Source organism: Malikia spinosa, from assembly GCF_002980625.1.
In the GTDB taxonomy this organism is placed as follows: Bacteria; Pseudomonadota; Gammaproteobacteria; order Burkholderiales; family Burkholderiaceae_C; genus Malikia; species Malikia spinosa.
This window is the reverse complement of sequence record NZ_PVLR01000061.1, coordinates 22,221-46,788: the sequence shown is the minus strand read 5'-3', so window position 1 is coordinate 46,788 and position 24,568 is coordinate 22,221. Positions and strand designations below refer to the sequence as shown.

The 24,568-nt window shown below is 65.5% G+C and carries 23 protein-coding genes; 14 read left to right on the top strand and 9 right to left on the bottom strand.

Annotated elements, in window-relative coordinates:
• Window positions 1-72 precede the first annotated feature (72 nt).
• The 5 genes from C6P61_RS16500 to cheY are packed head-to-tail and all read left to right on the top strand — an operon-like array spanning window position 73 to window position 5,447.
• Window positions 73-2,352, top strand: a complete 2,280-nt coding sequence (locus C6P61_RS16500) for a methyl-accepting chemotaxis protein (RefSeq protein WP_244908987.1) — start codon at window positions 73-75, stop codon at window positions 2,350-2,352.
• Between the two features lie 13 nt (window positions 2,353-2,365).
• Window positions 2,366-3,241 carry a CheR family methyltransferase gene (locus C6P61_RS16495; RefSeq protein ID WP_202428201.1) on the top strand — a complete coding sequence of 292 codons (876 nt, stop codon included), beginning with the start codon at window positions 2,366-2,368 and terminating at the stop codon, window positions 3,239-3,241.
• A 28-nt stretch (window positions 3,242-3,269) separates the two neighbouring features.
• Complete coding sequence (gene cheD, locus C6P61_RS16490) at window positions 3,270-3,893, top strand: chemoreceptor glutamine deamidase CheD (RefSeq protein WP_105731007.1); 624 nt, start codon at window positions 3,270-3,272, stop codon at window positions 3,891-3,893.
• A 33-nt stretch (window positions 3,894-3,926) separates the two neighbouring features.
• Window positions 3,927-5,000 (top strand): protein-glutamate methylesterase/protein-glutamine glutaminase, encoded by a 1,074-nt coding sequence (locus tag C6P61_RS16485; protein WP_105731006.1) that lies wholly within the window; start codon window positions 3,927-3,929, stop codon window positions 4,998-5,000.
• A gap of 57 nt (window positions 5,001-5,057) precedes the next feature.
• Window positions 5,058-5,447 carry a chemotaxis response regulator CheY gene (cheY, locus tag C6P61_RS16480; RefSeq protein ID WP_105731005.1) on the top strand — a complete coding sequence of 130 codons (390 nt, stop codon included), beginning with the start codon at window positions 5,058-5,060 and terminating at the stop codon, window positions 5,445-5,447.
• A gap of 112 nt (window positions 5,448-5,559) precedes the next feature.
• On the opposite strand, the gene C6P61_RS16475 is transcribed toward cheY, so the two are convergent.
• From C6P61_RS16475 to C6P61_RS16465, 3 genes are read right to left on the bottom strand one after another with little or no spacing between them, the layout of a single operon-like run.
• Window positions 5,560-7,371, bottom strand: coding sequence for a chemotaxis protein CheW (locus C6P61_RS16475; RefSeq protein WP_105731004.1), 1,812 nt, complete (start codon window positions 7,369-7,371; stop codon window positions 5,560-5,562).
• Between the two features lie 22 nt (window positions 7,372-7,393).
• The gene (locus C6P61_RS16470) at window positions 7,394-7,756 is read right to left on the bottom strand and encodes a response regulator (protein WP_105731003.1); all 363 of its coding nucleotides are present in this window, start codon (window positions 7,754-7,756) and stop codon (window positions 7,394-7,396) included.
• 19 nt (window positions 7,757-7,775) lie between these two features.
• Entirely contained in the window at window positions 7,776-8,246 is a 471-nt protein-coding gene (locus C6P61_RS16465; RefSeq protein ID WP_105731002.1) for a hypothetical protein, read from the bottom strand.
• Between the two features lie 268 nt (window positions 8,247-8,514).
• Here C6P61_RS16465 and C6P61_RS16460 point away from each other — a divergent pair, with 268 nt between their 5' ends.
• The 7 genes from C6P61_RS16460 (at window position 8,515) to C6P61_RS16430 (ending at window position 17,854) form a co-directional block, all read left to right on the top strand.
• On the top strand, window positions 8,515-10,089 hold the full coding sequence (locus tag C6P61_RS16460; protein ID WP_105731001.1) for a methyl-accepting chemotaxis protein: 1,575 nt from the start codon (window positions 8,515-8,517) through the stop codon (window positions 10,087-10,089).
• Between the two features lie 227 nt (window positions 10,090-10,316).
• On the top strand, window positions 10,317-12,092 hold the full coding sequence (locus tag C6P61_RS16455) for an acetolactate synthase 3 catalytic subunit (RefSeq protein WP_105731000.1): 1,776 nt from the start codon (window positions 10,317-10,319) through the stop codon (window positions 12,090-12,092).
• A gap of 92 nt (window positions 12,093-12,184) precedes the next feature.
• On the top strand, window positions 12,185-12,676 hold the full coding sequence (gene ilvN, locus C6P61_RS16450; RefSeq protein WP_105730999.1) for an acetolactate synthase small subunit: 492 nt from the start codon (window positions 12,185-12,187) through the stop codon (window positions 12,674-12,676).
• 122 nt (window positions 12,677-12,798) lie between these two features.
• A complete protein-coding gene (ilvC, locus tag C6P61_RS16445; RefSeq protein ID WP_105730998.1) occupies window positions 12,799-13,815 on the top strand; it encodes a ketol-acid reductoisomerase in 1,017 nt (338 codons plus the stop codon).
• Between the two features lie 152 nt (window positions 13,816-13,967).
• Window positions 13,968-14,777, top strand: a complete 810-nt coding sequence (gene pssA / locus C6P61_RS16440; RefSeq protein WP_105730997.1) for a CDP-diacylglycerol--serine O-phosphatidyltransferase — start codon at window positions 13,968-13,970, stop codon at window positions 14,775-14,777.
• A 251-nt stretch (window positions 14,778-15,028) separates the two neighbouring features.
• Window positions 15,029-16,570: a 2-isopropylmalate synthase gene (locus C6P61_RS16435; protein WP_105730996.1), complete on the top strand. Its 1,542-nt coding sequence runs from the start codon at window positions 15,029-15,031 to the stop codon at window positions 16,568-16,570.
• A gap of 114 nt (window positions 16,571-16,684) precedes the next feature.
• On the top strand, window positions 16,685-17,854 hold the full coding sequence (locus C6P61_RS16430; protein WP_371416983.1) for a serine hydrolase: 1,170 nt from the start codon (window positions 16,685-16,687) through the stop codon (window positions 17,852-17,854).
• 88 nt (window positions 17,855-17,942) lie between these two features.
• Here the strand turns inward: C6P61_RS16430 and C6P61_RS16425 are convergent, their stop codons facing one another.
• From C6P61_RS16425 to nth, 4 genes are all read right to left on the bottom strand, one after another.
• On the bottom strand, window positions 17,943-18,722 hold the full coding sequence (locus tag C6P61_RS16425; protein ID WP_105730994.1) for an IclR family transcriptional regulator: 780 nt from the start codon (window positions 18,720-18,722) through the stop codon (window positions 17,943-17,945).
• Window positions 18,723-18,783: 61 nt separating this feature from the next.
• On the bottom strand, window positions 18,784-19,527 hold the full coding sequence (locus C6P61_RS16420) for an arginyltransferase (protein WP_105730993.1): 744 nt from the start codon (window positions 19,525-19,527) through the stop codon (window positions 18,784-18,786).
• A gap of 7 nt (window positions 19,528-19,534) precedes the next feature.
• The gene (gene aat / locus C6P61_RS16415; protein WP_105730992.1) at window positions 19,535-20,302 is read right to left on the bottom strand and encodes a leucyl/phenylalanyl-tRNA--protein transferase; all 768 of its coding nucleotides are present in this window, start codon (window positions 20,300-20,302) and stop codon (window positions 19,535-19,537) included.
• Window positions 20,299-20,940: an endonuclease III gene (gene nth / locus C6P61_RS16410; RefSeq protein WP_105730991.1), complete on the bottom strand. Its 642-nt coding sequence runs from the start codon at window positions 20,938-20,940 to the stop codon at window positions 20,299-20,301. The genes aat and nth overlap by 4 nt, the downstream gene beginning before the upstream one ends.
• A gap of 15 nt (window positions 20,941-20,955) precedes the next feature.
• On the opposite strand from nth, the gene C6P61_RS16405 reads away from it, so the two are divergent.
• A complete protein-coding gene (locus C6P61_RS16405; protein WP_105730990.1) occupies window positions 20,956-22,167 on the top strand; it encodes an aminotransferase-like domain-containing protein in 1,212 nt (403 codons plus the stop codon).
• Between the two features lie 45 nt (window positions 22,168-22,212).
• Here C6P61_RS16405 and C6P61_RS16400 read toward each other — a convergent pair whose 3' ends face one another.
• Entirely contained in the window at window positions 22,213-22,815 is a 603-nt protein-coding gene (locus C6P61_RS16400; RefSeq protein WP_105730989.1) for a 3'-5' exonuclease, read from the bottom strand.
• A gap of 116 nt (window positions 22,816-22,931) precedes the next feature.
• Between C6P61_RS16400 and C6P61_RS16395 the strand changes: the two genes are divergently transcribed.
• Window positions 22,932-23,243 carry a DUF6172 family protein gene (locus C6P61_RS16395; protein ID WP_105730988.1) on the top strand — a complete coding sequence of 104 codons (312 nt, stop codon included), beginning with the start codon at window positions 22,932-22,934 and terminating at the stop codon, window positions 23,241-23,243.
• Between the two features lie 12 nt (window positions 23,244-23,255).
• Here the strand turns inward: C6P61_RS16395 and C6P61_RS16390 are convergent, their stop codons facing one another.
• The gene (locus C6P61_RS16390; protein ID WP_105730987.1) at window positions 23,256-24,563 is read right to left on the bottom strand and encodes a DEAD/DEAH box helicase; all 1,308 of its coding nucleotides are present in this window, start codon (window positions 24,561-24,563) and stop codon (window positions 23,256-23,258) included.
• Window positions 24,564-24,568 lie beyond the last annotated feature (5 nt).

Sequence of the window (24,568 nt, the reverse complement as noted above, 5' to 3'; positions counted from 1 at the left end):
AGAAGACTTTGAACACGCTCTGAGAAGCTGCAGCGCTCCCGCCTACCTGCTCACCCTCTCCCGGGAACCTCGATGAATTTCCTCAACCAGATCAAGGTCAGCTACCGCTTCCTGCTCGTGGGCTGCATGTCCCTGTTGCTGGCCGCGCTGCCGACCTATTCCTTTCTCACGCACGAGTTGCCTTCGCTCACGCAATCCGAGACCGAGCAACGCGGGGTACAGCCGCTGCGCGACATGATCGACGTGATCCGGTACCTGCAGCAGCATCGTGGCCTGTCCTCGATGCGCCTGGCGGGCAATGCCCAGGCGGTGGACAAGCTCAAGACGGTTGCGGCTTCGCTCGCCGACAGCCAGGGCAAGATCGAGGCCCATATCAAGTCGCTGGCGCTGCCGGCGACCCAGCAACAATGGGACAAGCTGAACCAGCGCTGGGCCGCCCTGAGCACCAAGCTCAATGCCAGCGGCACCACCCGCGCCGAGAGCTTCGAGGAGCACACGGCGGTGATTGCCGACGCCTTCAAGGTCTTCAGCTCCATCCTCAACGATTCCAAGCTGATCCTGGATCCGCAGCCCGAGAACTACTACCTGATCGTTGCTGCCAACGAGGTGCTGAGCCTGTCCGAGGCCCAGGGCCAGTTGCGCGCGGTCGGCTCGGGCATCCTGAGTGCCCAGTCGATGTCGACGCAGGACGAGCTCAAGGTCGGTGTGCTGCTGGCCCAGGGCCTACAGGCGCAGACGCGGGCGCAGAACAGCTTCGAGTACAGCTTTGCCGCCAACGACGCCGTGTCCGCCCGCCTCAAGGAGCAGGTGCTGGCGGCCGATGCCGCCTCGCAGAAGGTCATGGCGCTGGCACGTGAAAAGCTCGCGTCGGCCAGTGCGCTCGACTATCCGGCCGACGCCTATTTCCAGGCCACGACCGAATCGATCAACCAGCAGCTCGCGCTGGCCGATGCCAGTCTGGCCCTGATCGAGGAGTTGCTTGACCAGCGACTGAAGTCCGACTGGGGCGGCCTGCTGCTGGTGCTTGCCTGCATGCTCGCCACCATGGTCGTCGGCACGGCGATCTCGCTGCTCGGTGGCCGCTCGGTCACGCGTCAGCTCGGCGGCGAACCTGGCGACGTGACGCGCTGGGTCGGCACGATCGCGCAGGGTGACCTGACCTCGACCCTCGACACCCGTACCGCAGTCGAGGGCAGCATCGTCCACGCGCTCTCCGTCATGCAGGCCAACCTGCGTCAGATGGTGATGCAGGTGCGCGGCAGCGCCAGCCAGGTGGTGGACGCCGCCGGCCAGATCGCGGCCGGCAACGGTGACCTGTCGGGCCGGACCGAACGTCAGGCCAGTGCCCTCGAGGAGATCAGTGCCTCGATGGAGGAGCTGCTGGCCACGGTGCGCCAGAACGCCGACAACGCACGCCAGGCCAACGGCCTGGCCAGCTCGGCCTCCGATGTCGCCAGCCGCGGCGGCGCGCAGATGGCCGAAGTGGTCGAGACCATGCAGGCGATCAACAGCTCGGCCAACAAGATCGGCGACATCATCGGCGTGATCGACGGCATTGCCTTCCAGACCAATATCCTGGCGCTCAATGCCGCGGTCGAGGCCGCGCGTGCGGGCGAGCAGGGCCGTGGCTTCGCGGTCGTCGCGACCGAGGTGCGCAGCCTGGCCCAGCGCAGCGCGGTGGCGGCCAAGGAGATCAAGTCCCTGATCGCCGACTCGATCTCCAAGGTCGAGCAGGGCAGCTTGCAGGTCGGGCGCACCGGCGACACCATGCATGAGATGGTGACCAGCGTCAAGCGCGTGACCGACATCATGGGCGAGGTCTCGGCCTCGAGCGTCGAGCAGACGGCCGGCATCGAACAGGTCAATTCGGCCATCGTGCAGATGGACGGCGTGACGCAGCAGAACGCTGCCCTGGTCGAACAGGCCGCCGCCGCCTCCGACTCGCTGCGCGACCAGGCCGCCCAGCTGCGCGAACTGGTCAGCAGCTTCAAGGTCGGCCAGGAAAGCTCGTTCGCTCCGGTCCAGACCGTGGCCTACCAGACCCATGCCCAGCCTGCGCGCCAGCCGTCGTTTACACCGGTCAAGCCCAAGGCCAGCGCAAGCGCCAAGCCGCCAGCCCCGGCAGCTGCCAAGTCCAAGTCCACGACGGCCGCCAAGCCAGCATCGGCTCCCAGGAGCGCACCTGCGGCGACCAGTCCGCGCCAGCAGCCCGCGCCAGCCAGCAAGCCCGAGCCCGAACTCAAGCGTCCGGCGCTGGGCAAGGGTTCAGCTCCTGCGGCAGCACCGGTCGTTGACAAGGGCGCCAAGGCAGCCCCGGCGCCGCTGAGCGACGACGACTGGGAAGAGTTCTGAGGCGGTGATGCGAATGCGCAATGACCTGCAGCCGACCCCGGGCGCTCCGGCACGCCAAGGCGCCGAGGGCAAGGAGTTCCTGTTCACGCAGAGCGACTTCGAGCGCGTGCGGCGTCTGATCTACGACCGTGCCGGCATCGCGCTGGGCGACGGCAAGCAGGAGATGGTCTACAGCCGCCTGTCGCGCCGTTTGCGCCTGCTGCATCTGGGCACGTTCGAGGCCTATCTGCGCCTGCTCGAAGCGGATGCTGGCGGCAGCGAATGGGAACAGTTCACCAATGCGCTGACGACCAACCTGACCTCCTTCTTCCGCGAGGCCCATCACTTCCCGGTGCTGGCCGAGCATGTCAAGGCCCAGGGCGGGCCGATCGAGATCTGGTGCTGTGCCAGCTCGACCGGCGAGGAGCCCTATTCGCTCGCGATCACGCTGTGCGAGGCCTTTGGCACGCTGACGCCACCGGCGCGCATCCTGGCGACCGACATCGACACCCAGGTGCTGGCCAAGGCCGAGTCGGGGGTCTATTCGCTCGAGCGCGTCAGCGACATGTCGCCCGAGCGGCTCAAGCGCTTTTTCCTGCGCGGCAAGGGGCCGCAAGCGGGTTATGTGCGCCTGCGACCCGAACTGCGCCGGCTCATCAGCTTCAAGCCGCTCAACCTGCTCGATGACCGGTGGGCGCTCAAGGGACCGTTCGATGCCGTCTTTTGCCGCAACGTCATGATCTATTTCGACAAGCCGACCCAGGGCCAGATCCTGAGCCGCCTTGCCCCTTTGCTCAAGCCGTCCGGCTTGTTGTTCGCGGGTCATTCGGAGAACCTGTCCTTCGTCACGCGGGACTTCTCTTTGATCGGCAAGACCGTTTACCAACTCAGTCAGGCCGCACGGTCTTGATGGGCGAGTCAGAAAACAAAAATCAGGCATGAGTAAGTTGCAAACCAAGCCGGTGGCGCAAGGCCATTATTTCGACAAGACCTTCGGCTGCCAGGCGGTGCGGGTCTTGCCGGGAGAGTATTTCTATACCGATCAGAGCCTGATGATGACGACCGTGCTGGGCTCCTGCGTCGCGGCCTGCATCCGCGACCGCGTGCGCGGCATCGGCGGCATGAACCATTTCCTGTTGCCCGAAGGCGCGACCGATGCCGACAGCCCGGTGTCCGAATCGATGCGCTACGGTGCTTATGCGATGGAAGTGCTGATCAACGACCTGCTCAAGGCCGGCGCGCGGCGCGAGCACCTGGAGGCCAAGGTCTTTGGCGGCGGCAACGTGTTGCCGGGCATGACCTCGATCAACGTCGGTGCCCGCAATGCCCGTTTCGTGCTGAACTACCTGCAGACCGATAACATTCCGGTATTGGTCGAGGACCTGCTCGACATCTATCCGCGCAAGGTCTGCTTTTTCCCGCACAGTGGCAAGGTCATGGTGCGCAAGCTCAAGCAGAACCTCGACACCACGGTGTTGACGACCGAGCGCGAGTACCAGAAACGCCTCGGCGCCACCCTCAAGCAGACACCGGTCAGCGGTGGCGACATTGATCTTTTTTGAATCCTGCCGGGACCTTGCCGGCGCAGTGCAGACATGACCATCAAAGTTCTGATCATTGACGACTCAGCTCTGGTGCGCCGCATCATGACCGAGATCGTGTGCAGCCAGCCCGACATGGAGGTGGTGGGGACGGCACCTGATCCGCTGGTCGCGCGCGAGCTGATCAAGCAGACCAACCCCGACGTGCTGACGCTCGACGTCGAGATGCCGCGCATGGACGGGCTCGACTTTCTCGAGCGCCTGATGCGGCTGCGGCCGATGCCGGTGGTCATGGTGTCCTCGCTGACCGAGCGCGGCTCGGAGATCACGCTGCGTGCGCTCGAACTCGGCGCGGTCGATTTCGTCGCCAAGCCCAAGCTCGCGATCGCCAGCGGGCTGCAGGCCTATGCCGACTTGCTGGCTGACAAGATCCGGGCCGCCTACCAGGCCCGGACCCGGATCGCCCAGCGCGCGCGCGCTCAGCCGGCCAAGGCGCCGGCCGGCCGCCCGGCATTGGGCAACCGCCTGATCAGCAGCGAGAAGCTGATCATCATCGGTGCCTCCACCGGCGGCACCGAGGCGATCAAGGATTTCCTGGTCCAGATGCCGCCCGACTGCCCCGGCATCCTGATCACCCAGCACATGCCCGAGGGTTTCACCGCCTCGTTCGCGCGTCGCCTCGACAGCCTGTGCCGCATCAGCGTGGTCGAGGCCGCCGGCGGCGAGCGCATCCTGCCGGGACATGCCTATATTGCGCCTGGCCATTCCCATCTGTTGCTGGCCCGCAGCGGTGCCAACTACATGACCCAGATCGAGCAGAGCGAGCCGGTCAACCGCCACCGGCCCTCGGTCGATGTGCTGTTCCGCTCGGTCGCCCTACATGCGGGCAAGAACGCGGTCGGCGTCATCATGACCGGCATGGGCCGTGACGGCGCTGCCGGCATGCTCGAGATGCGGCACGCCGGTGCTTACAATTTTGCCCAGGATGAAGCCTCCTGTGTCGTGTTTGGCATGCCCAAGGAGGCCATCGCGGCCGGCGCGGTGCAAGAGGTCGGCCCGATTGACCGGCTTGCCAGCATGGTGCTCGACCACCTGACGCGTCAGAGCGGCCGAGCGCTGCGCGTGTGAAGATGTTGCCGCGCCTGTCTTGACCGTCTGCCCATTCCCAATACCTTTCCGTTCATCATGTCTGAATCCAATCTCAAATTCCTGGTCGTCGACGACTTTTCGACCATGCGCCGCATCGTGCGCAACCTGCTCAAGGAACTGGGTCATGCCAGCGTTGACGAGGCCGAGGACGGCGTTGCCGCGCTGTCCAAGCTCAAGCGCGACAGTTTCGACTTCGTGATCTCCGACTGGAACATGCCCAATATGGATGGCCTGCAGCTGCTGCAGGCCGTGCGCGCCGATCCGGCACTGTCGGCGCTACCGGTGCTGATGGTGACGGCCGAAGCCAAGAAGGAAAACATCATCGCCGCCGCGCAGGCCGGTGCCAGTGGCTACATCGTCAAGCCGTTCACGGCCGCGACACTGGATGAGAAGATCACCAAGATCCTCGAAAAACTCAAGGGTTGAGTGCCGGCGCAGGCAATAGCGAGCGGGGCCTGGACCAGCTCCGTCGCATTGCCCCGCCGCATTTGCTGCCGAAACCGCGGTCTCTCGGCACCTCTTCCGTGCGCCCGGCCGCTCAGGCGCCGGTCAGGCTGCGCTGCTGTCCGAGCAGATGCGCCACATCGACGATCAGCGACACGCTGCCGTCCCACAATATGGTTGCGCCCGAGATATTGGGCACTCTGCGGTAGTGGGTTTCGAGGTTCTTGACCACGATCTGATGCTGGCCGATGACCTCGTCGATCCAGAGCGCGGCCTTGCGGCTTTCCATCTGCACCACCACCAGGATGCCGTTCGAAGGCTCCTGTGATTGCGGCATGACGCCGAACAGCTCGTGCAGCGCCACCACCGGCAGGTATTCGCCACGCACCCGTATCACCAGGCCATCGCCGCTCAGGTGGTGCAGGTCCTTGCGTGCCGGCTGGAAGGATTCGACCACATAGCTCAGCGGCAGGATGTAGATCTCGCCGCCCACGCGCACCGAGATGCCGTCGAGTATCGCCAGCGTCAGCGGCAGCGAGATCGTGATGCGCGTGCCCTGGCCGGCCAGGGACTTGATGCCCAGCGTGCCGCCCAGGGAGGTGATGTTGCGCCTGACCACGTCCATGCCGACACCGCGGCCCGAGACATCGGTCACGGTCTCCGCGGTCGAGAAGCCCGGCAGGCAGATCAGTTGCCAGACCTCCTCGTCGCTCATCTCGGGCGAGACTTCCAGGCCGCTGCTGCTGGCCTTGCGCAGGATCTTCTCGCGGTCGAGTCCGCCGCCGTCATCGCTGACCTCGATCACGATATGGCTGCCCTGGTGCATCGCCGATAGCCGCAGCAGGCCGGTTTCGCTCTTGCCGCTTTGCAGCCGCAATGCCGGCGCCTCGATGCCGTGGTCCACGCTGTTGCGCACCAGGTGGGTCAGGGGGTCGACGATCTTCTCGATCAGGCCCTTGTCGAGCTCGGTCGCGCCGCCCTCGGTCACGAACTCGACCCGCTTGCCCAGCTTGCTCGAGAGCTCGTGCACCAGGCGCGGGAAGCGCGAGAAGACGAAATCCATCGGCATCATGCGGATCGACATCACCGAATCCTGCAGGTCGCGCGTGTTGCGGCTCAGGTGCTCGATGCCGCTGACCAGCTTTTCGTGCAGGGCCGGATCGAGATCCTTGCTGCAGGCCGAGATCATGGCCTGCGTGATCACGAGCTCGCCGACCAGATTGATCAGCTGGTCGACCTTGTCGATGTTGACGCGTATCGTCGAGGTCTCGGTGCCATGGCTGCCGTTGTCGCGCCGCGTCGAGCCAGCAGGCGAGGAGGGCTCGGGCGCGCTGACCGGGCCCGGTGCTGCCGCAGGCAACAGGGCCGCTTCAGCGGCCTCGGTGCTTGCGCTGGCAGGGTCTGCTCCCGGCAGATCGTCGAGCGGCTCGAAGAAGCCGTAACCCAGGTCCTCTTCTTCCTGCGCAGCCGCTGCCACGACGGGTTCGACCGATGCCGCGGTCTTGCTCTGGTTGCTGGCTCGCAGCCACTGCGCGTCGAGCGCCGCGCGCACCTGCTGCACCCGTTCCTGGTCTACCGGACGCTCATGCTGCAGCCCGTCGAGCTGCATCTTGAGCACATCCTTGGCCTCGAGCATCAGGTGGCGGTGCAGCTCGGTCAGGCGCAGATGGCCGTGGCGGAATTCATCGAGCAGCGACTCCATCACATGGGTGATGTCGGTCAGGTCGGAAAAGCCGAAAGTCGCGGCATTGCCCTTGACCGAATGGGCAATGCGGAAGATGGCGTGCAGGGACTCGACGTCGGGCGCCTGAATGTCCAGATCGAGCAGCAGCGCTTCGAGCTGCTGCAGCAATTCCTCGGTTTCGTCGAAGAAGATCTGGAAGAACTGACTGGTATCGATTGCCATCGGGCCGCCCTGCCTTTCGGCTTCAGCCGATCACTCGCTTGACCACGGCGATCAGGCGCTCGGGGTCGAAGGGCTTGACGATCCAGCCGGTGGCACCGGCGGCCCGGCCCAGGGCTTTCATCTCGTCACCGGATTCGGTGGTCAGCATCAGGATCGGGGTGCGCTGGAAACCGGGCAACTGGCGCAGCTGCTTGATCAGCGTCAGGCCATCCATGTTCGGCATGTTCTGGTCGGTCAGCACCAGGTCGAACTGTTGCTGTTTGGCGAGTGCGAGCGCTTCGACGCCGTCGGCAGCCTCGGTCACGCCGTAGCCGGCGGATTTGAGGCTGAAATTGACCATCTGCCTCAGCGAGCGGGAATCGTCAACAGCTAGTACGGATTTCATGGCGGGGGGCTTGTTCGGGTTAGAAGAGTTCGATGTCGCCGCACGAGAGGTCCTGCTGTTGCAGCTCTCCCTGCAGGGTTTTTCCGAGTTGCGACTGCTGAGCTGCCAGCACTTGGATGGCCTGTGGCCAGTCTGGCCGCTGCGCGTCCAGGCTCAGTCCGGCCGTTGCAGCGACTTGCAGGCCTTCCAGTCGCAGCCTGACGCGCTGCAGCAGCTGTCGGGTCAGGTCATGGAATTGCAGGCTGGTGATGGCCAGATGGACATGCGGTCTCAGCGAAGGCGAATCAGCCGGAATTCTACCGGCCTCATGCTGCTCCAAGCCCTCGCCTAGGGCGTTGAAACAGGTATTGAGCTGTTCGATCGCCTCATCGAGCAAATTGTCGGTCTGTGTCAGGTCCGAGCAGGCGGCCTCCAGCTGAGCCTGGACGAGCTCACAGAAACCCTGCAGAAACTGCTCTGATGGGCTGGGCTTGGCGCGGGAACTGTTCATGAAGCTGCTGCTGGCACGAAAATTTGGCGGAGAAATTTGGGTTGGATGGAGGTGACGCCAGCTCAGCGTTTCATACGTGATAGGCCTGACTATCATGATACATTGTTTGACAGATCCCCCGATAAATTGTCGAGGTAAATATTTTTTTTGACAGTGCGCAGCCTCTTTTGAGCAGACTTTGGCATCAGCATCGATCGAATTTCGACGCTTTGCCGGCTGGGGTGCACCGGCCCCCATCAACCCAGGATAGAAAGAGGAGTGTAAGAAAATGAAGCATTCGCAGTCGGCGACACACAGCGAACTGTCACTGCCCGAAGGCACGACCCTGATGTCGATGACCGACCTCCAGGGCCGCATCACCTACGTCAACGAGTCCTTCATTCGCTACAGCGGCTACACGCGCGAGGAGCTGCTCGGCCAGCCGCTCAGCATCCTGCGCCATCCCGAGATGCCGCCCGAGGTCTTTGCCGACATGTGGGCTACCGTGCGCCAGGGCGAAGTCTGGAGCGGCGTGCTCAAGAACCGCTGCAAGAACGGCGACTTCTACTGGGCGCGTGCCAACATGACGCCAATGTACCGCAATGGCCAGTTGGTGGGCTACATGTCGGTGCGCAACAAGACGGCGCGCGGTTTCATCGAGGCGGTCGAGCGCATTTATCCGGCCTTCGTGGCTGGCCAGGCCCGCGGCCTGGTCTTCCACAAGGGCCGCCTCCAGCGCCGCGGCTGGCTGCGTGGCTGGCCGGACCGGTTGCAGAACCTGACGGTGCGTTCGCGCATCCGCCTGGCCAGCCTGGCCGCCTGGACTGGTCTGCAGCTGTCCTGTCTGGCGCTGGCGGTCCCGGCGTCGTCCTGGCTCTGGCTGGCGCTGGCTTCGGCCCTGCTGTCGCTGCTGAGTGCGGCCTGGCTCGAGCGCCAGATCGCGCGTCCGCTGCAGGTCGTGCTGCGCCAGGCGCTCAATGTGGCGGCGGGCAATCCCGAAAACGATGCCAATATCGGTCGCATCGACGAGATCGGCATGGTGCTGCGTGCGATCAACCAGGCCGGACACAATGTGCGCTCGCTGATCGACGATGTCGGCCATCAGCTCGCCGGCCTGCGCCAGGCGACCGGCGAAGTGCTGCGATCCAGCCTCGAGCTGAGCCAGCGCACCGAGGAGCAGGCCGCCAACGTGGAGCAGACTGCCGCCTCGATGGAGCAGCTGCAGGTCACCGTCAAGAAGAATGCCGACAGCGCGCAGGTCTCGTCCGAGCTCGCGGGCGGCGCCCGTGCCGTCGCCAGCCAGGGTGGCTTGGTGGTCGGCCAGGTGGCGACGACGATGGAGCAGATCAGCGCGAGCAGCCGCAAGATCGGCGACATCGTCGGCGTGATCGACGGCATCGCCTTCCAGACCAATATCCTGGCACTCAATGCCGCGGTCGAGGCCGCGCGCGCCGGCGAGCAGGGCCGTGGCTTTGCCGTCGTGGCGACCGAGGTGCGCAGCCTGGCCCAGCGCAGCGCGGTGGCAGCCAAGGAAATCAAGGAGCTGATCGGTGCCAGCGTCGCGAGCATGAACGCCGGTGCCGGCCTGGCCCGCGGCGCCCAGTCGACCATGGACGACATCGTGCGTCAGGTCCACGGCGTGGCGCAGCTGGTCGCCGAGATCGGGGCTGCCAGCGTCGAGCAATCCTCGGGCATCAGCCAGATCGCCGATGCTGTCGCGCAGCTCGACCGCGTGACCCAGCAGAACGCGGCCATGGTCGAGCAGTCGGCCGCGATTGCCGAAAGCCTGCAGCAGCGTGCCGACCGGCTCGGCGACGCGGTCAATGTCTTCGCGCAAGGCGAGTTAGCGGCAACCCAGGCCTGAAACCGCGGCGGTAATTTTCTTGCTGGTCATTATTTCGAGTGCTGCGGAATCCGGATTTCAGCGCTGATGCCATAATAGAGGACTGAATTACACCCAAGGCAAACGGGTCAAGGTCGCGCGTCAGATCGATGCCATGTCCTTGGCCTCAAGTCCCGAAGCCGCCTCACGAGGGTAGGTCCAAGGGGCACCCCAGGTTTTTCGTTAGAGAAATACCCGAAAGGTTCATCATGGAAATCAACAAGGCAGAACTCGCCTCCGCAGCGGCCGCTTCCGGCCAACCCCACGAAGAATTGATGGGCGCCGAGATCCTCGTGCGCGCCCTGCAGGCCGAGGGTGTCCAGCATATCTGGGGCTACCCTGGTGGCGCCGTGCTCTACATCTACGACGCGCTCTACAAGCAAGACACCATCCAGCACGTGCTGGTGCGCCACGAGCAGGCTGCCGTGCATGCCGCCGACGGCTTTGCGCGCGCCACTGGCGAAGTCGGCGTCGCGCTCGTGACCTCGGGTCCGGGCCTGACCAACGCCGTCACCGGCATTGCCACCGCCTACTCCGACAGCATCCCGATGGTGATCATCTCGGGTCAGGTCGGCACCGCCGCCATCGGCTCGGATGCCTTCCAGGAATGCGACACCGTCGGCATCACGCGTCCGGTGGTCAAGCACAACTTCCTGGTCAAGGATGCGCGCGACATGGCCGAGACCATGAAGAAGGCGTTCCACATCGCCCGCACCGGCCGTCCCGGCCCAGTGGTGGTCGACGTGCCCAAGGACGTGTCCTTCCTCAAGGTGCCCTATCACGGCTACCCCGAGTCGGTGTCGATGCGCAGCTACAACCCGGTGCGCAAGGGCCATGGCGGCCAGATCCGCAAGGCGCTGCAGCTGCTGCTCAACGCCAAGCGCCCCTACATCTACACCGGTGGCGGCGTGCTGCTGGGCAATGCGGTGCAGGAACTGCGCACCCTGGTCGACCTGCTCGGCGTGCCGGTGACCCACACGCTGATGGGCCTGGGCGCCTATCCGTCGACCGATCCCAAGTTCCTCGGCATGCTGGGCATGCACGGCACCGTGCAGGCCAACTACGCGATGCAGAACTGCGACGTGCTGCTGGCCGTTGGCGCGCGCTTCGATGACCGCGTGATCGGCAACCCCAAGCATTTCGCCTCGGTCGAGCGCAAGATCGTCCACATCGACATCGATCCCTCGAGCATCGCCAAGCGCGTCAAGGTCGACGTGCCGATCGTCGGCGACGTCAAGGATGTGCTGACCGAGCTGATCCACATGATCAAGGAATCGCAGCAGCGGCCCGACGCGCAGGCGCTGGCTTCCTGGTGGAGCACCATCGACAACTGGCGCGCCAAGGACTGCCTGGCCTATGACCGCGGCAACACCGAAGTCATCAAGCCGCAGGCCGTGGTCGAGACGCTCTGGAACATGACCCAGGACGACGACTGCTACATCACGTCCGACGTCGGTCAGCACCAGATGTTCGCGGCCCAGTTCTACAAGTTCAACGAGCCGCGACGCTGGATCAACTCGGGCGGCCTGGGCACCATGGGTGTCGGTCTGCCGTACGCGATGGGCATCAAGCTGGCCAAGCCGCAGGCCGATTGCTGGTGCATCACCGGCGAAGGCTCGATCCAGATGAACATCCAGGAGCTGTCGACCTGCAAGCAGTACGACACCCCGGTCAAGATCGTCGCGCTGAACAACCGCTACCTCGGCATGGTGCGCCAGTGGCAGGAGCTGGTCTACCAGGGCCGCTACAGCCACAGCTACATGGATGCGCTGCCCGACTTCGTCAAGCTGGCCGAGGCCTACGGCCATGTCGGTATGCTGATCGAACGGCCCGAGGATGTCGAGCCCGCGCTGCGCGAGGCCCGTGCCATCAAGGACCGCACCGTGTTCCTGGACTTCCGCACCGACCCGACCGAGAACGTCTGGCCGATGGTCGAAGCCGGCAAGGGCATCACCGAAATGCTGCTCGGCTCGGAAGAGCTGTAACCCTTCAATCCCTTCGACAGAAGAATCTATTGCCCGCCAAGCCCGCCGCTTACCGGCGTCGGGGGAGGGCGGCAAGAAGAGGAATCGCTGAAATGAAACACATCATCGCCGTCTTGATCGAGAACGAGGCTGGTGCGCTGTCGCGCGTGGTCGGCCTGTTCTCGGCCCGTGCCTACAACATCGAGTCGCTGACCGTGGCGCCGACCGAGGACCCCTCGCTGTCGCGCATGACGATCCAGACCACCGGCTCGCCCGAGGTGATCGAGCAGATCACCAAGCACCTGAACCGCCTGATCGAGGTGGTCAAGGTGGTCGACCTGACCGAAGGCGGCTACACCGAGCGCGAGCTGATGCTGGTCAAGGTGCGTGCGGTCGGCAAGGAGCGCGAGGAGATGAAGCGCATGGCCGACATCTTCCGCGGCCGCATCATCGATGTGACCGAGAAGAGCTACACCATCGAGCTGACTGGCGACCAGTCCAAGAACGACGCCTTCCTCGAGGCGATCGATCGCAGCGCGATTCTCGAGACCGTGCGCACCGGCCCGAGCGGCATCGGCCGCGGCGAGCGCATCCTGCGCGTCTGAGCCGGTCTCGCGTTTAAACTACCCCGTTTTTCGGGCTCAGCCTTTTGCCGTTCGGGCTGGGCCTGTCGATGCCCTTCGACGGGCTCGTCCTCGAACGGCACCCCCATTTTTACGGAGCAACCATGAACGTTTTTTACGACAAAGACTGTGACCTGTCCCTGATCAAGGGCAAGACCGTGGCCATCATCGGCTACGGCTCGCAAGGCCATGCCCACGCCCAGAACCTGAACGACAGCGGCGTCAAGGTCGTCGTCGGTCTGCGCAAGGGCGGTGCGTCCTGGGACAAGGTCGCCAAGGCTGGCCTGACCGTGATGGAAGTCAACGACGCCGTCAAGGCCGCTGACCTGGTCATGATCCTGTTGCCCGACGAGAACATCCCCGAGGTGTACAACAACAACGTCGCCCCGAACATGAAGCAGGGCGCCACCCTGGCCTTCGCTCACGGCTTCAACGTGCATTACAACCAGGTCGTGCCGCGCGCTGACCTGGACGTGATCATGGTCGCTCCCAAGGGCCCGGGCCATACCGTGCGCTCCGAGTACCTCAAGGGCGGCGGCGTGCCGTCGCTGATCGCTGTCTACCAGGACAAGTCCGGCAAGGCCCGTGACCTGGCCCTGTCCTACGCCATGGCCAACGGCGGCGGCAAGGGTGGCATCATCGAGACCAACTTCCGCGAAGAGACCGAAACCGACCTGTTCGGCGAGCAGGCCGTGCTGTGCGGCGGCGCCGTCGAGCTGGTCAAGATGGGCTTCGAGACCCTGACCGAAGCCGGCTACGCACCGGAAATGGCCTACTTCGAGTGCCTGCACGAGCTCAAGCTGATCGTTGACCTCATGTACGAAGGCGGCATCGCCAACATGAACTATTCGATCTCGAACAACGCCGAGTACGGCGAGTACGTGACCGGCACCGAGGTGATCAACGAGCAGTCGCGCGAAGCCATGCGCAATGCCCTCAAGCGCATCCAGACCGGCGAATACGCCAAGATGTTCATCCTCGAAGGCAAGACCAACTACCCGTCGATGACGGCCCGCCGTCGCCTGAACGCCGAGCACTCGATCGAGATCGTCGGCGAGAAGCTGCGCGGCATGATGCCCTGGATTGCCAAGAACAAGCTGGTCGACCAGACCCGCAACTGATCTTGCTGCCGGCCTAGCGGCCGGCTTCAAGCCAGACAACCGCCTGTCGGCATGCCGGCCGGCGGTTTTTTTACGTCCGTTGTCGCTGGGCGTTACGCTGGCTTACACTCGATCCCCATGACCGCCTGCCAATACCAAGCCTGATCCGAGCCATGCACGACGGAGCCGATCCCCTGAACACCCCCGAAGCGACGCAGCCCAAGCGCCACAAGGGCATCTACATGCTGCCCAACATGATCACGCTCGCCGCGCTGTTCGGCGGCTTCTACGCGATCGTGATGTCGATGAACGGGCGCTACGACCTGGCGACCGCCGCGATCTTCGTCGCCATGGTGCTCGACAGCCTGGATGGCCGGGTTGCGCGCATGACGCACACCCAGAGCGCCTTTGGCGAGCAGATGGATTCGCTGTCCGACATGGTGTCGTTCGGCGCCGCGCCGGCGCTGATTGCCTACGAGTGGGGCCTGCGTGACCTGGGCCGCTGGGGCTGGATCGCCGCCTTCGTCTATTGCGCCTGCGCCGCGCTGCGGCTGGCACGCTTCAACGTCAATACCAGCGTGGTCGACAAGCGCTTCTTCCAGGGCCTGCCTTCGCCGGCTGCGGCCGCTCTGGTGGCCGGCTTCATCTGGCTGGCGACCGAGGGCGGCTACCAGGCCGCTGACCTGGCCTGGCCGATGTTCGCGATCACGCTCTACGCCGGCCTGACCATGGTGACCAATGCGCCGTTCTACAGCTTCAAGGACCTGTCGATGAAGCGGAGCGTGCCGTTCGCTGCCATCGTGCTGGTGCTGCTGGCGATCGCGGTCATCAACATCCATCCGCCGACGGTGCTGTTCGGCGTCTTCGTCTGCTATGCGCTGTCGGGCTATGTGATCTACGGCGTGCGCAAGGCCAAGGGCCAGCCGACCAGCGTGATCAGCACCACGATCGACGAGCCCGACGAGCGCGGCTTGCACGACTGATCCCTCGCTGGCAGCCAAATCCGCCTCTGCGTGATGGTTGTTTTCCATCGGATGCAGGATTTCTTTGTGATACATTGGCAGACATGAATTCCGCACGTCAACTGCTACTAGCGCTGATGCCACAAGGGCAGGCTGGATAGCGCGCGCGTTTTCAGCACCAACGGCCCGTATGCACCCGCAGCGGGCCGTTTGTTTTGGATGCTGCGGGGATTTTGTCTGTGCTGGCCACGAGCCGGCTTCAAGGAGTACAAATGACCGACAAACTGATCATCTTCGACACCACCTTGCGTGACGGCGAGCAATCGCCCGGCGCCTCCATGACCCGTGACGAGAAGCTGCGCATCGCGCGCCAGCTCGAGCGCCTGAGGGTCGACGTGATCGAAGCCGGTTTTGCCGCCAGCTCCAACGGCGACTTCGAGTCGGTCAAGACCATCGCCGACCACATCAAGGACTCGACCATCTGCTCGCTGTCGCGTGCCAACGAGCGTGACATCGCGCGCTCGGCCGAGGCGCTCAAGGGCGCCAACAGTGCCCGCATCCACACCTTCATCGCGACTTCGCCGTTGCACATGGAGAAGAAGCTGCGCATGACGCCCGAGCAGGTGCTCGAGCAGGCCAAGGCTTCGGTGCGCTTCGCGCGCAACCTGGTCGGCGACGTCGAGTTCAGCGCCGAGGACGGCTACCGCTCCGAGCTGGCTTTCCTGGCGCGCGTGGTCGAGGCCGTGATCAAGGAAGGCGCGACCACGATCAACATTCCCGACACGGTCGGCTACGCCATCCCCGAGCTCTACGGCAACTTCATCAAGACCCTGCGCGAGATGGTGCCCAACTCGGACCAGGCAATCTGGTCGGTGCACTGCCACAACGACCTCGGCATGGCGGTGGCCAACTCGCTCGCCGGCGTCAAGATCGGCGGCGCGCGCCAGGTCGAGTGCACCATCAACGGCCTGGGCGAGCGCGCCGGCAACTGCTCGCTCGAGGAAGTCGTGATGGCGGTCAAGACCCGCCGCGACTACTTCGGCCTCGATGTCGGCATCGACACCAGCCAGATCGTGCCGGCCAGCCGCATGGTCAGCCAGACCACCGGCTTCGTGGTGCAGCCGAACAAGGCCGTGGTCGGCGCCAATGCCTTCGCCCATGCCTCGGGCATCCACCAGGACGGCGTGCTGAAGGCGCGTGACACCTACGAGATCATGCGCGCCGAGGACGTGGGCTGGAGCGCCAACAAGATCGTGCTGGGCAAGCTCAGCGGTCGCAACGCCTTCAAGCAGCGCCTGCAGGAGCTCGGCATCGAGATGGAGTCCGAGGGCGAGATCAACACCGCCTTTGCCAAGTTCAAGGAACTGGCCGACCGCAAGAGCGAGATCTTCGACGAGGATATCCTGGCCCTGGTCAGCGACGAGAGCGTGACCGCTGCCAAGGAGCAGTACGGTCTGGTCTCGCTGGCCCAGCACAGCGAAACCGGCGAGCGTCCGCGCGCCAAGGTCGTGTTCACGGTCGATGGCAAGGAGTTCACCGGTGAGTCCGATGGCAACGGCCCGGTCGACGCCTCGCTGAAGGCGATCGAGCAGCATGTCAACAGCGGCGCCGAGCTGCTGCTGTACTCGGTCAACGCGATCACGACCGGCTCGACCGAGAGCCAGGGCGAGGTCACGGTGCGACTGCAGCATGGCGGGCGCGTGGTCAACGGTGTCGGTGCCGACCCGGACATCGTGGTGGCATCGGCCAAGGCCTACCTGAGCGCGCTCAACAAGCTGCACAGCAAGATCGAGCGGGTCGCGGCCCAGCTCTGATCCGCTGCCGGGATGCCGATCCTGGCCTCCTAGAAATGAAATTGATATTGCTAGTCATTTGCTGACGTTTTATACTTCTTAGTGTTGGTTTTTATGAGTTTGGAGTGTAAGCAAATGACCCATGGCAAGCTTCAGTGGCTACGCCGCGCGACCGCTGCCCTGAGTTTGGGGGTGACGCTTTCCTTGATAGCGCCGCCTTCTCTCATGGCTGCGGGTGCGCCCGCCAAGAAAAAACCCGTCGCTGCGCAGAAGGTCAAGGCCCAGGCCAAGGTGAAGGCCGTCGGCAAGGCCCGCGTGGTGTCGGCGCGCGCCAAGCGGTCCGCTGCCAAGGCGGTCGTGCAGGCCAAGGCCAGCCCCCGTCCCCAGTCCAGCAAGGCGCGTCGCGCGGCGGTGATCGCGGCCAAGTCGGCGGCGGTGGCCGGTGGCGGCCTGGCCGCCGCCTCGGCGGTCAACGCCGTCGAGCGCAAGTCCGACAACCGGGCAGATGCGGCTTCCGGCGCCGATGAGCCGCCCAAGCTCAGCGCCAACGCGGTGTTCGTGATGGACCAGAACAGCCGCGAGGTGCTGGTCAGCAAGAACGACAAGGCCGTGATGCCGATCGCCTCGCTGACCAAGCTGATGACCGGGCTGCTGGTGGCCGATGCCAAGCTGCCGCTGGACGAGGAAATCACCATCACCGAGGATGACCTCGACATCTACAAGGGCACCGGCTCGCGGCTGTCGGTCGGCACCCGGCTCACGCGTGGCGAGGCCATGCACCTGGCGCTGATGTCGAGCGAGAACCGAGCCGCCCATGCGCTGGGACGCACCTATCCCGGCGGCATGCTCAATTTCGTGCGTCTGATGAATGCCAAGGCGGCCGAACTCGGCATGCGCGATACCCGCTATGTCGAGCCGACCGGCCTGTCGGTCGAGAACCGCTCCAGTGCACGCGACCTCGCGCTGCTGGTTGCGGCGGCCTACCAGCGCCCGCTGCTGCGCGAGTTCTCGACCTCGCAGGGCTATGCGGTGGAATCGGGCCGGCGCGTGCTGCAGTACCACAACAGCAACCGCTTGACGGCCGATCCGAAATGGGACATCGGCCTGCAGAAGACCGGCTACATCTCGGAGGCCGGCCGCTGCATGGTGATGTCGGCCAAGCTGGCCGGGCGCCAGGTCATCATGGTCTTCCTCGATGCGGCCGACAAGTCGGCACGCATTGGCGACGCGCAGCGGGTGCGCCGCTATGTCGAATCGGTGGTTTCGGCCGACGCGATCGAGCGCCTGGCCTGGCGCAAGGGCTGAACCGGCTGCTGTGGCCGGAGCCGTAGCCGGGGCCGGATCTTGGCGCCCGGCTGCTGGCTGATTCCTGCTGCTGTGCGGTGGGCCGCTGTTACTTGCCGGGGCAGCCCAGCGCGTGGCTGATCGAGTTGGCCGTGGCTTGCAGCTTGGGCAACCAGCCCTCGTCGAGCCGGTCGGCCGGCGCCGAGATCGACAATCCCGCCACCAGCTTGCCCTGGTCGTCGTAGATGCCGGCGGCCATGCAGCGCACCCCGAGCTCGAGCTCCTCGTTGTCGCGCGCGCTGCCCAGCTGGCGGCATTGCTGCAGCTCGCGCTCGAGCGCCGACAGCTGGGTCAGGCTGTTCGGGGTATTGCCCATCAGTCCGGTGCGGGTGGCATAGGCGCGCACGCGCTGCGGGTCGTCAGCGGCCAGGAACAGCTTGCCGACCGAGGTCAGGTGCAGCGGCGCGTGTCCGCCGATGGCACGCACCACCTGCATGCCCGAGCGCTCGCTGTAGGCGCGCTCGACATAGACGATTTCGTCGCCCTGGCGCACGCTCAGGTTGACCGGCTGCTGGATCAGCTTGTGCAGCTCGCGCATCGGCCCCAGTGCGGTGTCGCGCACGCTGAGTCGGCCCTTGACCAGGTTGCCGAGCTCGAGCAGCCGCATGCCGAGCCGGTAGCTGCCGGGCTCGGGCCGGTCGACATAACGTCCGAGCGCCAGATCGTTCAGGATCCGGTGCGCGGTCGACGGGTGCAGTCCCGTCTTCTGGCTGATTTCCTTCAGCGACAGGGCGTCCTCGCGCGAGGCGAGCACGTCCATCAGGGTGAAGATGCGTTCGATCACCTGAACGCTGGGATGGCTGGGAATGAGGTCGGGGCGTCTGGTCATGGCATGAAGTTCATCGCTTCCATTTTACAAGATGAAATTCAGCTTGTCCCGCAGTGCAGCATCAGGCTTCCGGGTCTTCAGTCCAGACGCCTTCGCGCAGCAGTTGGTGCGGCGCGAAATTCCGCTTGTAGGCCATCTTGGGACTCTGGGCGATCCAGTAGCCGAGGTAGACCCAGGGCAGGCCCAGGCTCCTGGCCTGGTCGATTTGCCACAGCACGTTGTAGGTACCGTAGGCGGCGCCGGCTTCGGGCTCGTAGAAGGTGTAGACGGCAGACAGTCCGTCAGCCAGCACGTCGATCAGCGACACCATCTTGAGCCGTTCCGGCTCCTGCGCGGTCGCGGGCAGGAAAAACTCGACCAGGCGTGAATTGACCCGGCTTTGCAGCAGGAACTGGTCGTACTGCTCGACGCTGTCGTGGTCCATGCCGCCACCCGAATGACGCGCGCGCTGGTAGCGCAGGTAGAGGGCGTAATGCTCGCGGTCAAAGCCCAGGCTCAGCACCCGGGTCTGCAGCCCGGCATGGAGGGCCTGGGCGCGGCGCTGGCTGCGCCGGGGGACAAAGCGTTCGGCATCGACGCGCAACGGCACGCAGGCCTGGCAGCCGTCGCAGTGGGGCCGGTAGGTGAACAGGCCACTGCGGCGAAAGCCCAGCGTGACGAGTCCGGAATAGGCGTCGTTGTGGATCAGGTGGCCGGGGGTTGCGACCTGGGAGCGCGCCTGGCGCCCGTCCAGGTAGCTGCAGGGGTAGGGCGCGGTGGCATAGAACTGCAAGGCCTGCAGCGGAAGTTCCTGACCCTGGTTCATGTGGCGCTCACGAGGGTGACGTTGGTCGACGGTCCAGCCATGCGGACAAGTATAGGGGCTCGAAATGCCAGGCGGGCGCTGGCCGTGCGACTTGCTGGCGCACCAGCCGCAGGAAGTCCTGGCGCGGCAGCTCGCGCGCGCCGAGCGAGGCCAGGTGGGCCGTGTTCTGCTGGCAGTCTATGGCTTCGATGTCCCAGCACTCGCAGGCGGCGACCAGCGCGGCGAGCGCGATCTTGGAGGCATTGCTGCACCGGCTGAACATCGATTCGCCGAACACCATGCGGCCCAGGTTGATGCAGTAGAGCCCGCCCGCGAGTTCGCCGTCCCACCAGGTCTCGACGCTGTGCGCGTGGCCGGCGCGGTGTAGCGCGCAATAGGCCTCGATCATCTCGGGCAGGATCCAGGTGCCGTCCTGGCCCTTGCGCGGGCTGCCGGAGCAGGCGCGGATCACGGCCTCGAAGTCATGGTCGAAGCGGACCTTGAGCCGGCCGCTGCGCAGCCCGGCGCGGATCTCCTTGCGCAGCGAGGGCTGCAGCTTGAAATCGGCCACCCGCAGCAGCATGCGTGGGTCGGTGCTCCACCAGAGTATCGGTTGGCCATCCGAATACCAGGGGAAGATGCCGTTGCCATAGGCCTGGACCAGGGTGGCGACATCGAGCGCGCCTCCGGCAGCCAGCAGCCCGGGGGCGGGCGTGCCGATGCCCCAGGCCTGCTCGACCGCAGGAAAAGGGTCGCCCGGCTCGAGCCAGGGCAAGGGGGGTGAGCGGTGTTTCATGGCTTCGGCGCAGTCTTGTCCTTGTAGTCGCAGCAATCGATCACGGCACAGCGCTCGCAATGCGGCTTGCGCGCGGTGCAGACATAGCGCCCATGCAGGATCAGCCAGTGGTGCGCATGCTCCAGGTACTTGGCCGGGATGCGCTTGAGCAGCTTCTGTTCGACTTCGAGCGGAGTCTTGCCGGGCGCCAGTCCGGTGCGGTTGCCGAGCCGGAAGATATGGGTGTCGACCGCCATGGTCGGCTCGCCAAAGGCGACGTTGAGCACCACGTTGGCGGTCTTGCGGCCGACCCCGGGCAGTTCCTCGAGTTCCTCGCGCGTGCGCGGCACCTGGCCGCCATGCCGGTCGAGCAGGATCTGGCAGGTTGCCAGCAGGTGTTTCGCCTTGCTGCGGTAGAGGCCGATGGTCCTGATCTGCTCCTCCAGCCCTTCCAGCCCGAGGTCGAGCAGCTGTTGTGGCGTGTTGGCGATGGGGAACAGCCGGCGCGTGGCCTTGTTGACGCCGACATCGGTGGCCTGGGCCGACAGCAGCACGGCGCAGAGCAACTCGAACGGACTCGTATACTCGAGTTCGGTCACGGGCCGCGGATTGGCCGCCTGCAAGGTGGCGAAGAAGCGCTCGATCTGTTCCTTTTTCATCCTTCCGATTTTCCCATGAGCGCTTCAGCCGTCCGCTTCGCCGACCGACTCGACAAGGTCGAAACCTCCGCCATCCGCGAGCTGTTCAAGCTGCTCGGCAAGCCCGGCATCATCAGCTTCGCCGGTGGCTTCCCGGATGTGGCGCTGGTCGATGTCGATGGCATTCGCGCCGCGACCCTGGCCGCACTCGAGCAGGAGCCCGCTGGCGCAATGCAATATGGCGCCACCGAGGGCTATGCGCCGCTGCGCGAGCAGCTGGCCAGCTTCATGCAAGCCAAGGGCGCATCGGTGGCCGCGGACCAGCTGGTCGTGACCACCGGCAGCCAGCAAGCGCTCGACCTGCTCGGCAAGACGCTGATCTCGCCCGGCGACAAGGTGATCGTCGAGGGGCCGACCTTCCTGGCCACGATCCAGTGCTTTCGCCTCTATGGCGCCGAGCTGCTCAGCGCGCCGGTCGATGGTGACGGCGTCGATGTCGATCGGCTCGAGCAGCTGATCGTCGAGCACCAGCCGAAGTTCGTCTACCTGATCCCGACCTTCGGCAACCCGAGTGGTGCCACGCTGACGCTGGAGCGCCGCCGTCGCGTGCTCGAGATTGCAGCCCGCCACCAGACGCTGATCGTCGAGGACGACCCCTATGGCGACCTGTATTTCGATACCCCGCCGCCGCCCAGCCTGCTGGCGCTGAGCGAATCGGTGCCGGGCAGCCGCGACTGCCTGGTGCATTGCGGCTCCTTGAGCAAGACGTTGTCGGCTGGCCTGCGTCTGGGCTGGATGATCGCGCCGCCTGAGCTGCTGGCCAAGGCCGTGATGTGCAAGCAGTTCAGCGACGCCAACTCGAGCACCTTCGCGCAGGCGACCGCCGCGCAGTACCTCAAGTCCGGCCGCATGGACGCCAACCTCAAGCGCGCGCGCACGGTCTACGCCGAGCGCGCCCAGGCCCTGTGCGAGGGCTTGCGCACCGAGTTGGGTGACGCGATCGAGTTCGTCGCGCCGCAGGGCGGCCTGTTCGTCTGGGCGCGCCTGACCGGCGCGCGCGGCCAGGTCGCCGACGGCAACGAGTTCTCGCGCCGCGCGATCGAGCAGGGCGTGGCCTTCGTGCCGGGGGCACCGTTCTATTGCGAGCAGCCCGACCCGGCGACGCTGCGGCTGAGCTTTGCGACTTCGGATGTGGAGAAGATCCGCGAGGGCGTCAGCCGCCTGGCGCGCGCGTTGCACGCGGCCTGAGCGCCGGACTGCCAGCCACCGCAGCAGCGGCCCCGCTGGCCTGGTTCAGCGCGGCTGCGGCAGCAGCGCGTGGTAGCAGCGCAGGGCGGCCCAGGCATCGTTGGCCGCATAGAGCAGCTGCGATTCGCTCAGGTCGAGCCGGGACCAGTTCGAGGTCGCGGCCTTCTTGGACTTGGCGAAGCGGCGCTCGAACAGCAGCGCGACCGCCGACTTGACGCCGATCTGCTGGCGGTAGCCGCGCTGGCGGAAATCATGGCCGAGCTCGTGCACCCGCACCGGCTCGATGCCGAGCTTGGACTGGATGCGCTTTCTGTCGTCGCCCAGGCCGAAACCGGCCTTGACCGCACCCGGCCAGGCCAGCAGCGCGGCGACCTCGGCCAGGCAGTCCGGGTCGTGCAGCTGGAACACCCAGGCTTGCTCGAGTGTCGCGAGCTGCACCACATGGGGGCCGTCGGAGGCCTCGCCGACCGAGAAAGTCGGCTTGGATTCGGTGTCGAAGCCCCAGGCTCTGCTGGCGCGCAGGCTGGCGGCGGCGCGTTGCGCCTGCACCGGGGTGGAAATCAGTTCGATTCGCTCGAGTCCGAGCCGGTCAAAGGGGGCGAGCAGGTCGATCTGCTCCTTGCTGGGGGTGAGGGGGCGGCTTTGCATAAGGGTTTGGCTGGCAGCATAACTCAGTGCCGCTGGTACGGGCAGACGCTGGTGGACGCATAATCACGCTCCCGCAGCGCGTCCATCCGGGCCCGCTAGTAGCCATCAGGATAAACATGAAAAAAACATTCCCGCTCCAGATCGAAGGCCGGCACCCGGACCGCGTGCTTGACGCGACCAAGAACGAACTGCGCAAGTACCTCAAGCGCGAGCGCCGCCGCGACCTGCCCGCCGGCGTCGATTACTGGGACTTCGACTGCCGCTTCGGCCTGAGCCAGGACAGCGCCGAGACGGTGCACCTGTCCCAGCTGATCGGCAAGGTCGATGAGGCAGCCCAGAGCGACGCGACCCAGGTCTATGTCGAGATCCTGGCCAAGCACGGCGTGCGCGGTGCCCGCGTCGCGCCCCAAGGCGGCGACGAGATCTGAGGCCAGGCCCGCTTAATTGCGGGTGTCGTCCTGGGTGGAAGCTGCTGCCGCCGCGGCACGCAGCTTGTCCTTCTTGCTCGGGCGCTTGCCCTTGATGCCACCGGTGCCCGGTGGCAGCTTGCCGGGCCGTGCCGGCTCGGCCGGGACCTCGCTGGCCTGGTCGAAGCCCGAGGGCTCGAAGCCGGCGACGGTCTCTAGCTCGAGTTGCAGCGACTGACGCTTCTGGATCAGTTGCCAGTGCGCGAACTGGTCGGCGCTGACGAAGCTGACGGCCAGTCCTTCGGCACCGGCGCGCCCGGTGCGGCCGATCCGGTGCAGGTAGTCCACCGCCGAGCGCGGCAGGTCGTAGTTGACCACCACTGGCAGGCCTTCGATGTCGAGGCCGCGCGCGGCCAGGTCGGTCGTGACCAGGATGTCCCAGCGGCCCGACTTGAATTCGTCCAGCACCTGGCGCCTGCCGCCCTGGCTTAAGCCCCCGTGGAACGCGGTCGCATAGATCCCGTTCTTGTAGAGCTTGTTGGCGACATGCTCGGCCGCGTACTGGCTGGCGACGAAGACCAGCGCCTGTTTCCAGCCCTTTTCCTTGGCCAGATGGCGCAGCAGGGTGGTGCGCTTGTCGGCATCGACCGCGATCGCCTGTTGCGCTATGGTCAGCGGCGCCTGCACTTCGGCCTCGATCCGGATCTGCACCGGCTCGCGCAGCAGCGCATCGGCCAGCCCCTGCACCGCCGACGGGAAGGTGGCCGAGAACAGCAGGTTCTGCCGCTTCACCGGCAGCTGCTTCAGTACCCGATCAAGCTCTTCGGCAAAGCCGAGGTCGAGCAGGCGATCGGCCTCGTCGAGCACCAGCTGGCGCACCTGATCGAGCTGCAGGCCGTTGTGCTCGATGACGTCGAGCAGCCGGCCGGGCGTGGCGACCACCAGGTCGGCGCCGCCGCGCAGGGCCAGCAGCTGCGGGTTGATCGAGACGCCGCCGTACAGCGCCTGCACCTTGAGCACTTGCCGCGCGCTGCCGGCCTGACGCGCGGCCAGGTCCTGCAGCAGCTCGCCGACTTGCAGCGCGAGCTCGCGCGTGGGCACCAGGATCAGCGCGCGCAGCTGGCGCCGGTAGCCGCCCATCGGCAGACTGGCCAGCCCGTGCAGCATCGGCAGCGCGTAGGCGGCGGTCTTGCCGGAGCCGGTCTGGGCCTGGGCCTGGACATCGGCGCCGCGCAGGATGGCGGGAATCGCCTCGGCCTGGACCGGGGTGGGCGTGGAGAAGCCGAGCTCGCGGGTGGCGTGGAGCAGCGCGGGGGACAGACCGAGGGAGGCAAATGACATGGGTT

Coding starts and splice junctions, on each gene's coding strand:
- C6P61_RS16500 (WP_244908987.1), top strand. CDS start 73: ATGAATTTCCTCAACCAGATCAAGGTCAGCTACCGCTTCCTGCTCGTG.
- C6P61_RS16495 (WP_202428201.1), top strand. CDS start 2,366: ATGCGCAATGACCTGCAGCCGACCCCGGGCGCTCCGGCACGCCAAGGC.
- cheD (WP_105731007.1), top strand. CDS start 3,270: ATGAGTAAGTTGCAAACCAAGCCGGTGGCGCAAGGCCATTATTTCGAC.
- C6P61_RS16485 (WP_105731006.1), top strand. CDS start 3,927: ATGACCATCAAAGTTCTGATCATTGACGACTCAGCTCTGGTGCGCCGC.
- cheY (WP_105731005.1), top strand. CDS start 5,058: ATGTCTGAATCCAATCTCAAATTCCTGGTCGTCGACGACTTTTCGACC.
- C6P61_RS16475 (WP_105731004.1), bottom strand. CDS start 7,371: ATGGCAATCGATACCAGTCAGTTCTTCCAGATCTTCTTCGACGAAACC.
- C6P61_RS16470 (WP_105731003.1), bottom strand. CDS start 7,756: ATGAAATCCGTACTAGCTGTTGACGATTCCCGCTCGCTGAGGCAGATG.
- C6P61_RS16465 (WP_105731002.1), bottom strand. CDS start 8,246: ATGAACAGTTCCCGCGCCAAGCCCAGCCCATCAGAGCAGTTTCTGCAG.
- C6P61_RS16460 (WP_105731001.1), top strand. CDS start 8,515: ATGAAGCATTCGCAGTCGGCGACACACAGCGAACTGTCACTGCCCGAA.
- C6P61_RS16455 (WP_105731000.1), top strand. CDS start 10,317: ATGGAAATCAACAAGGCAGAACTCGCCTCCGCAGCGGCCGCTTCCGGC.
- ilvN (WP_105730999.1), top strand. CDS start 12,185: ATGAAACACATCATCGCCGTCTTGATCGAGAACGAGGCTGGTGCGCTG.
- ilvC (WP_105730998.1), top strand. CDS start 12,799: ATGAACGTTTTTTACGACAAAGACTGTGACCTGTCCCTGATCAAGGGC.
- pssA (WP_105730997.1), top strand. CDS start 13,968: ATGCACGACGGAGCCGATCCCCTGAACACCCCCGAAGCGACGCAGCCC.
- C6P61_RS16435 (WP_105730996.1), top strand. CDS start 15,029: ATGACCGACAAACTGATCATCTTCGACACCACCTTGCGTGACGGCGAG.
- C6P61_RS16430 (WP_371416983.1), top strand. CDS start 16,685: ATGACCCATGGCAAGCTTCAGTGGCTACGCCGCGCGACCGCTGCCCTG.
- C6P61_RS16425 (WP_105730994.1), bottom strand. CDS start 18,722: ATGACCAGACGCCCCGACCTCATTCCCAGCCATCCCAGCGTTCAGGTG.
- C6P61_RS16420 (WP_105730993.1), bottom strand. CDS start 19,527: ATGAACCAGGGTCAGGAACTTCCGCTGCAGGCCTTGCAGTTCTATGCC.
- aat (WP_105730992.1), bottom strand. CDS start 20,302: ATGAAACACCGCTCACCCCCCTTGCCCTGGCTCGAGCCGGGCGACCCT.
- nth (WP_105730991.1), bottom strand. CDS start 20,940: ATGAAAAAGGAACAGATCGAGCGCTTCTTCGCCACCTTGCAGGCGGCC.
- C6P61_RS16405 (WP_105730990.1), top strand. CDS start 20,956: ATGAGCGCTTCAGCCGTCCGCTTCGCCGACCGACTCGACAAGGTCGAA.
- C6P61_RS16400 (WP_105730989.1), bottom strand. CDS start 22,815: ATGCAAAGCCGCCCCCTCACCCCCAGCAAGGAGCAGATCGACCTGCTC.
- C6P61_RS16395 (WP_105730988.1), top strand. CDS start 22,932: ATGAAAAAAACATTCCCGCTCCAGATCGAAGGCCGGCACCCGGACCGC.
- C6P61_RS16390 (WP_105730987.1), bottom strand. CDS start 24,563: ATGTCATTTGCCTCCCTCGGTCTGTCCCCCGCGCTGCTCCACGCCACC.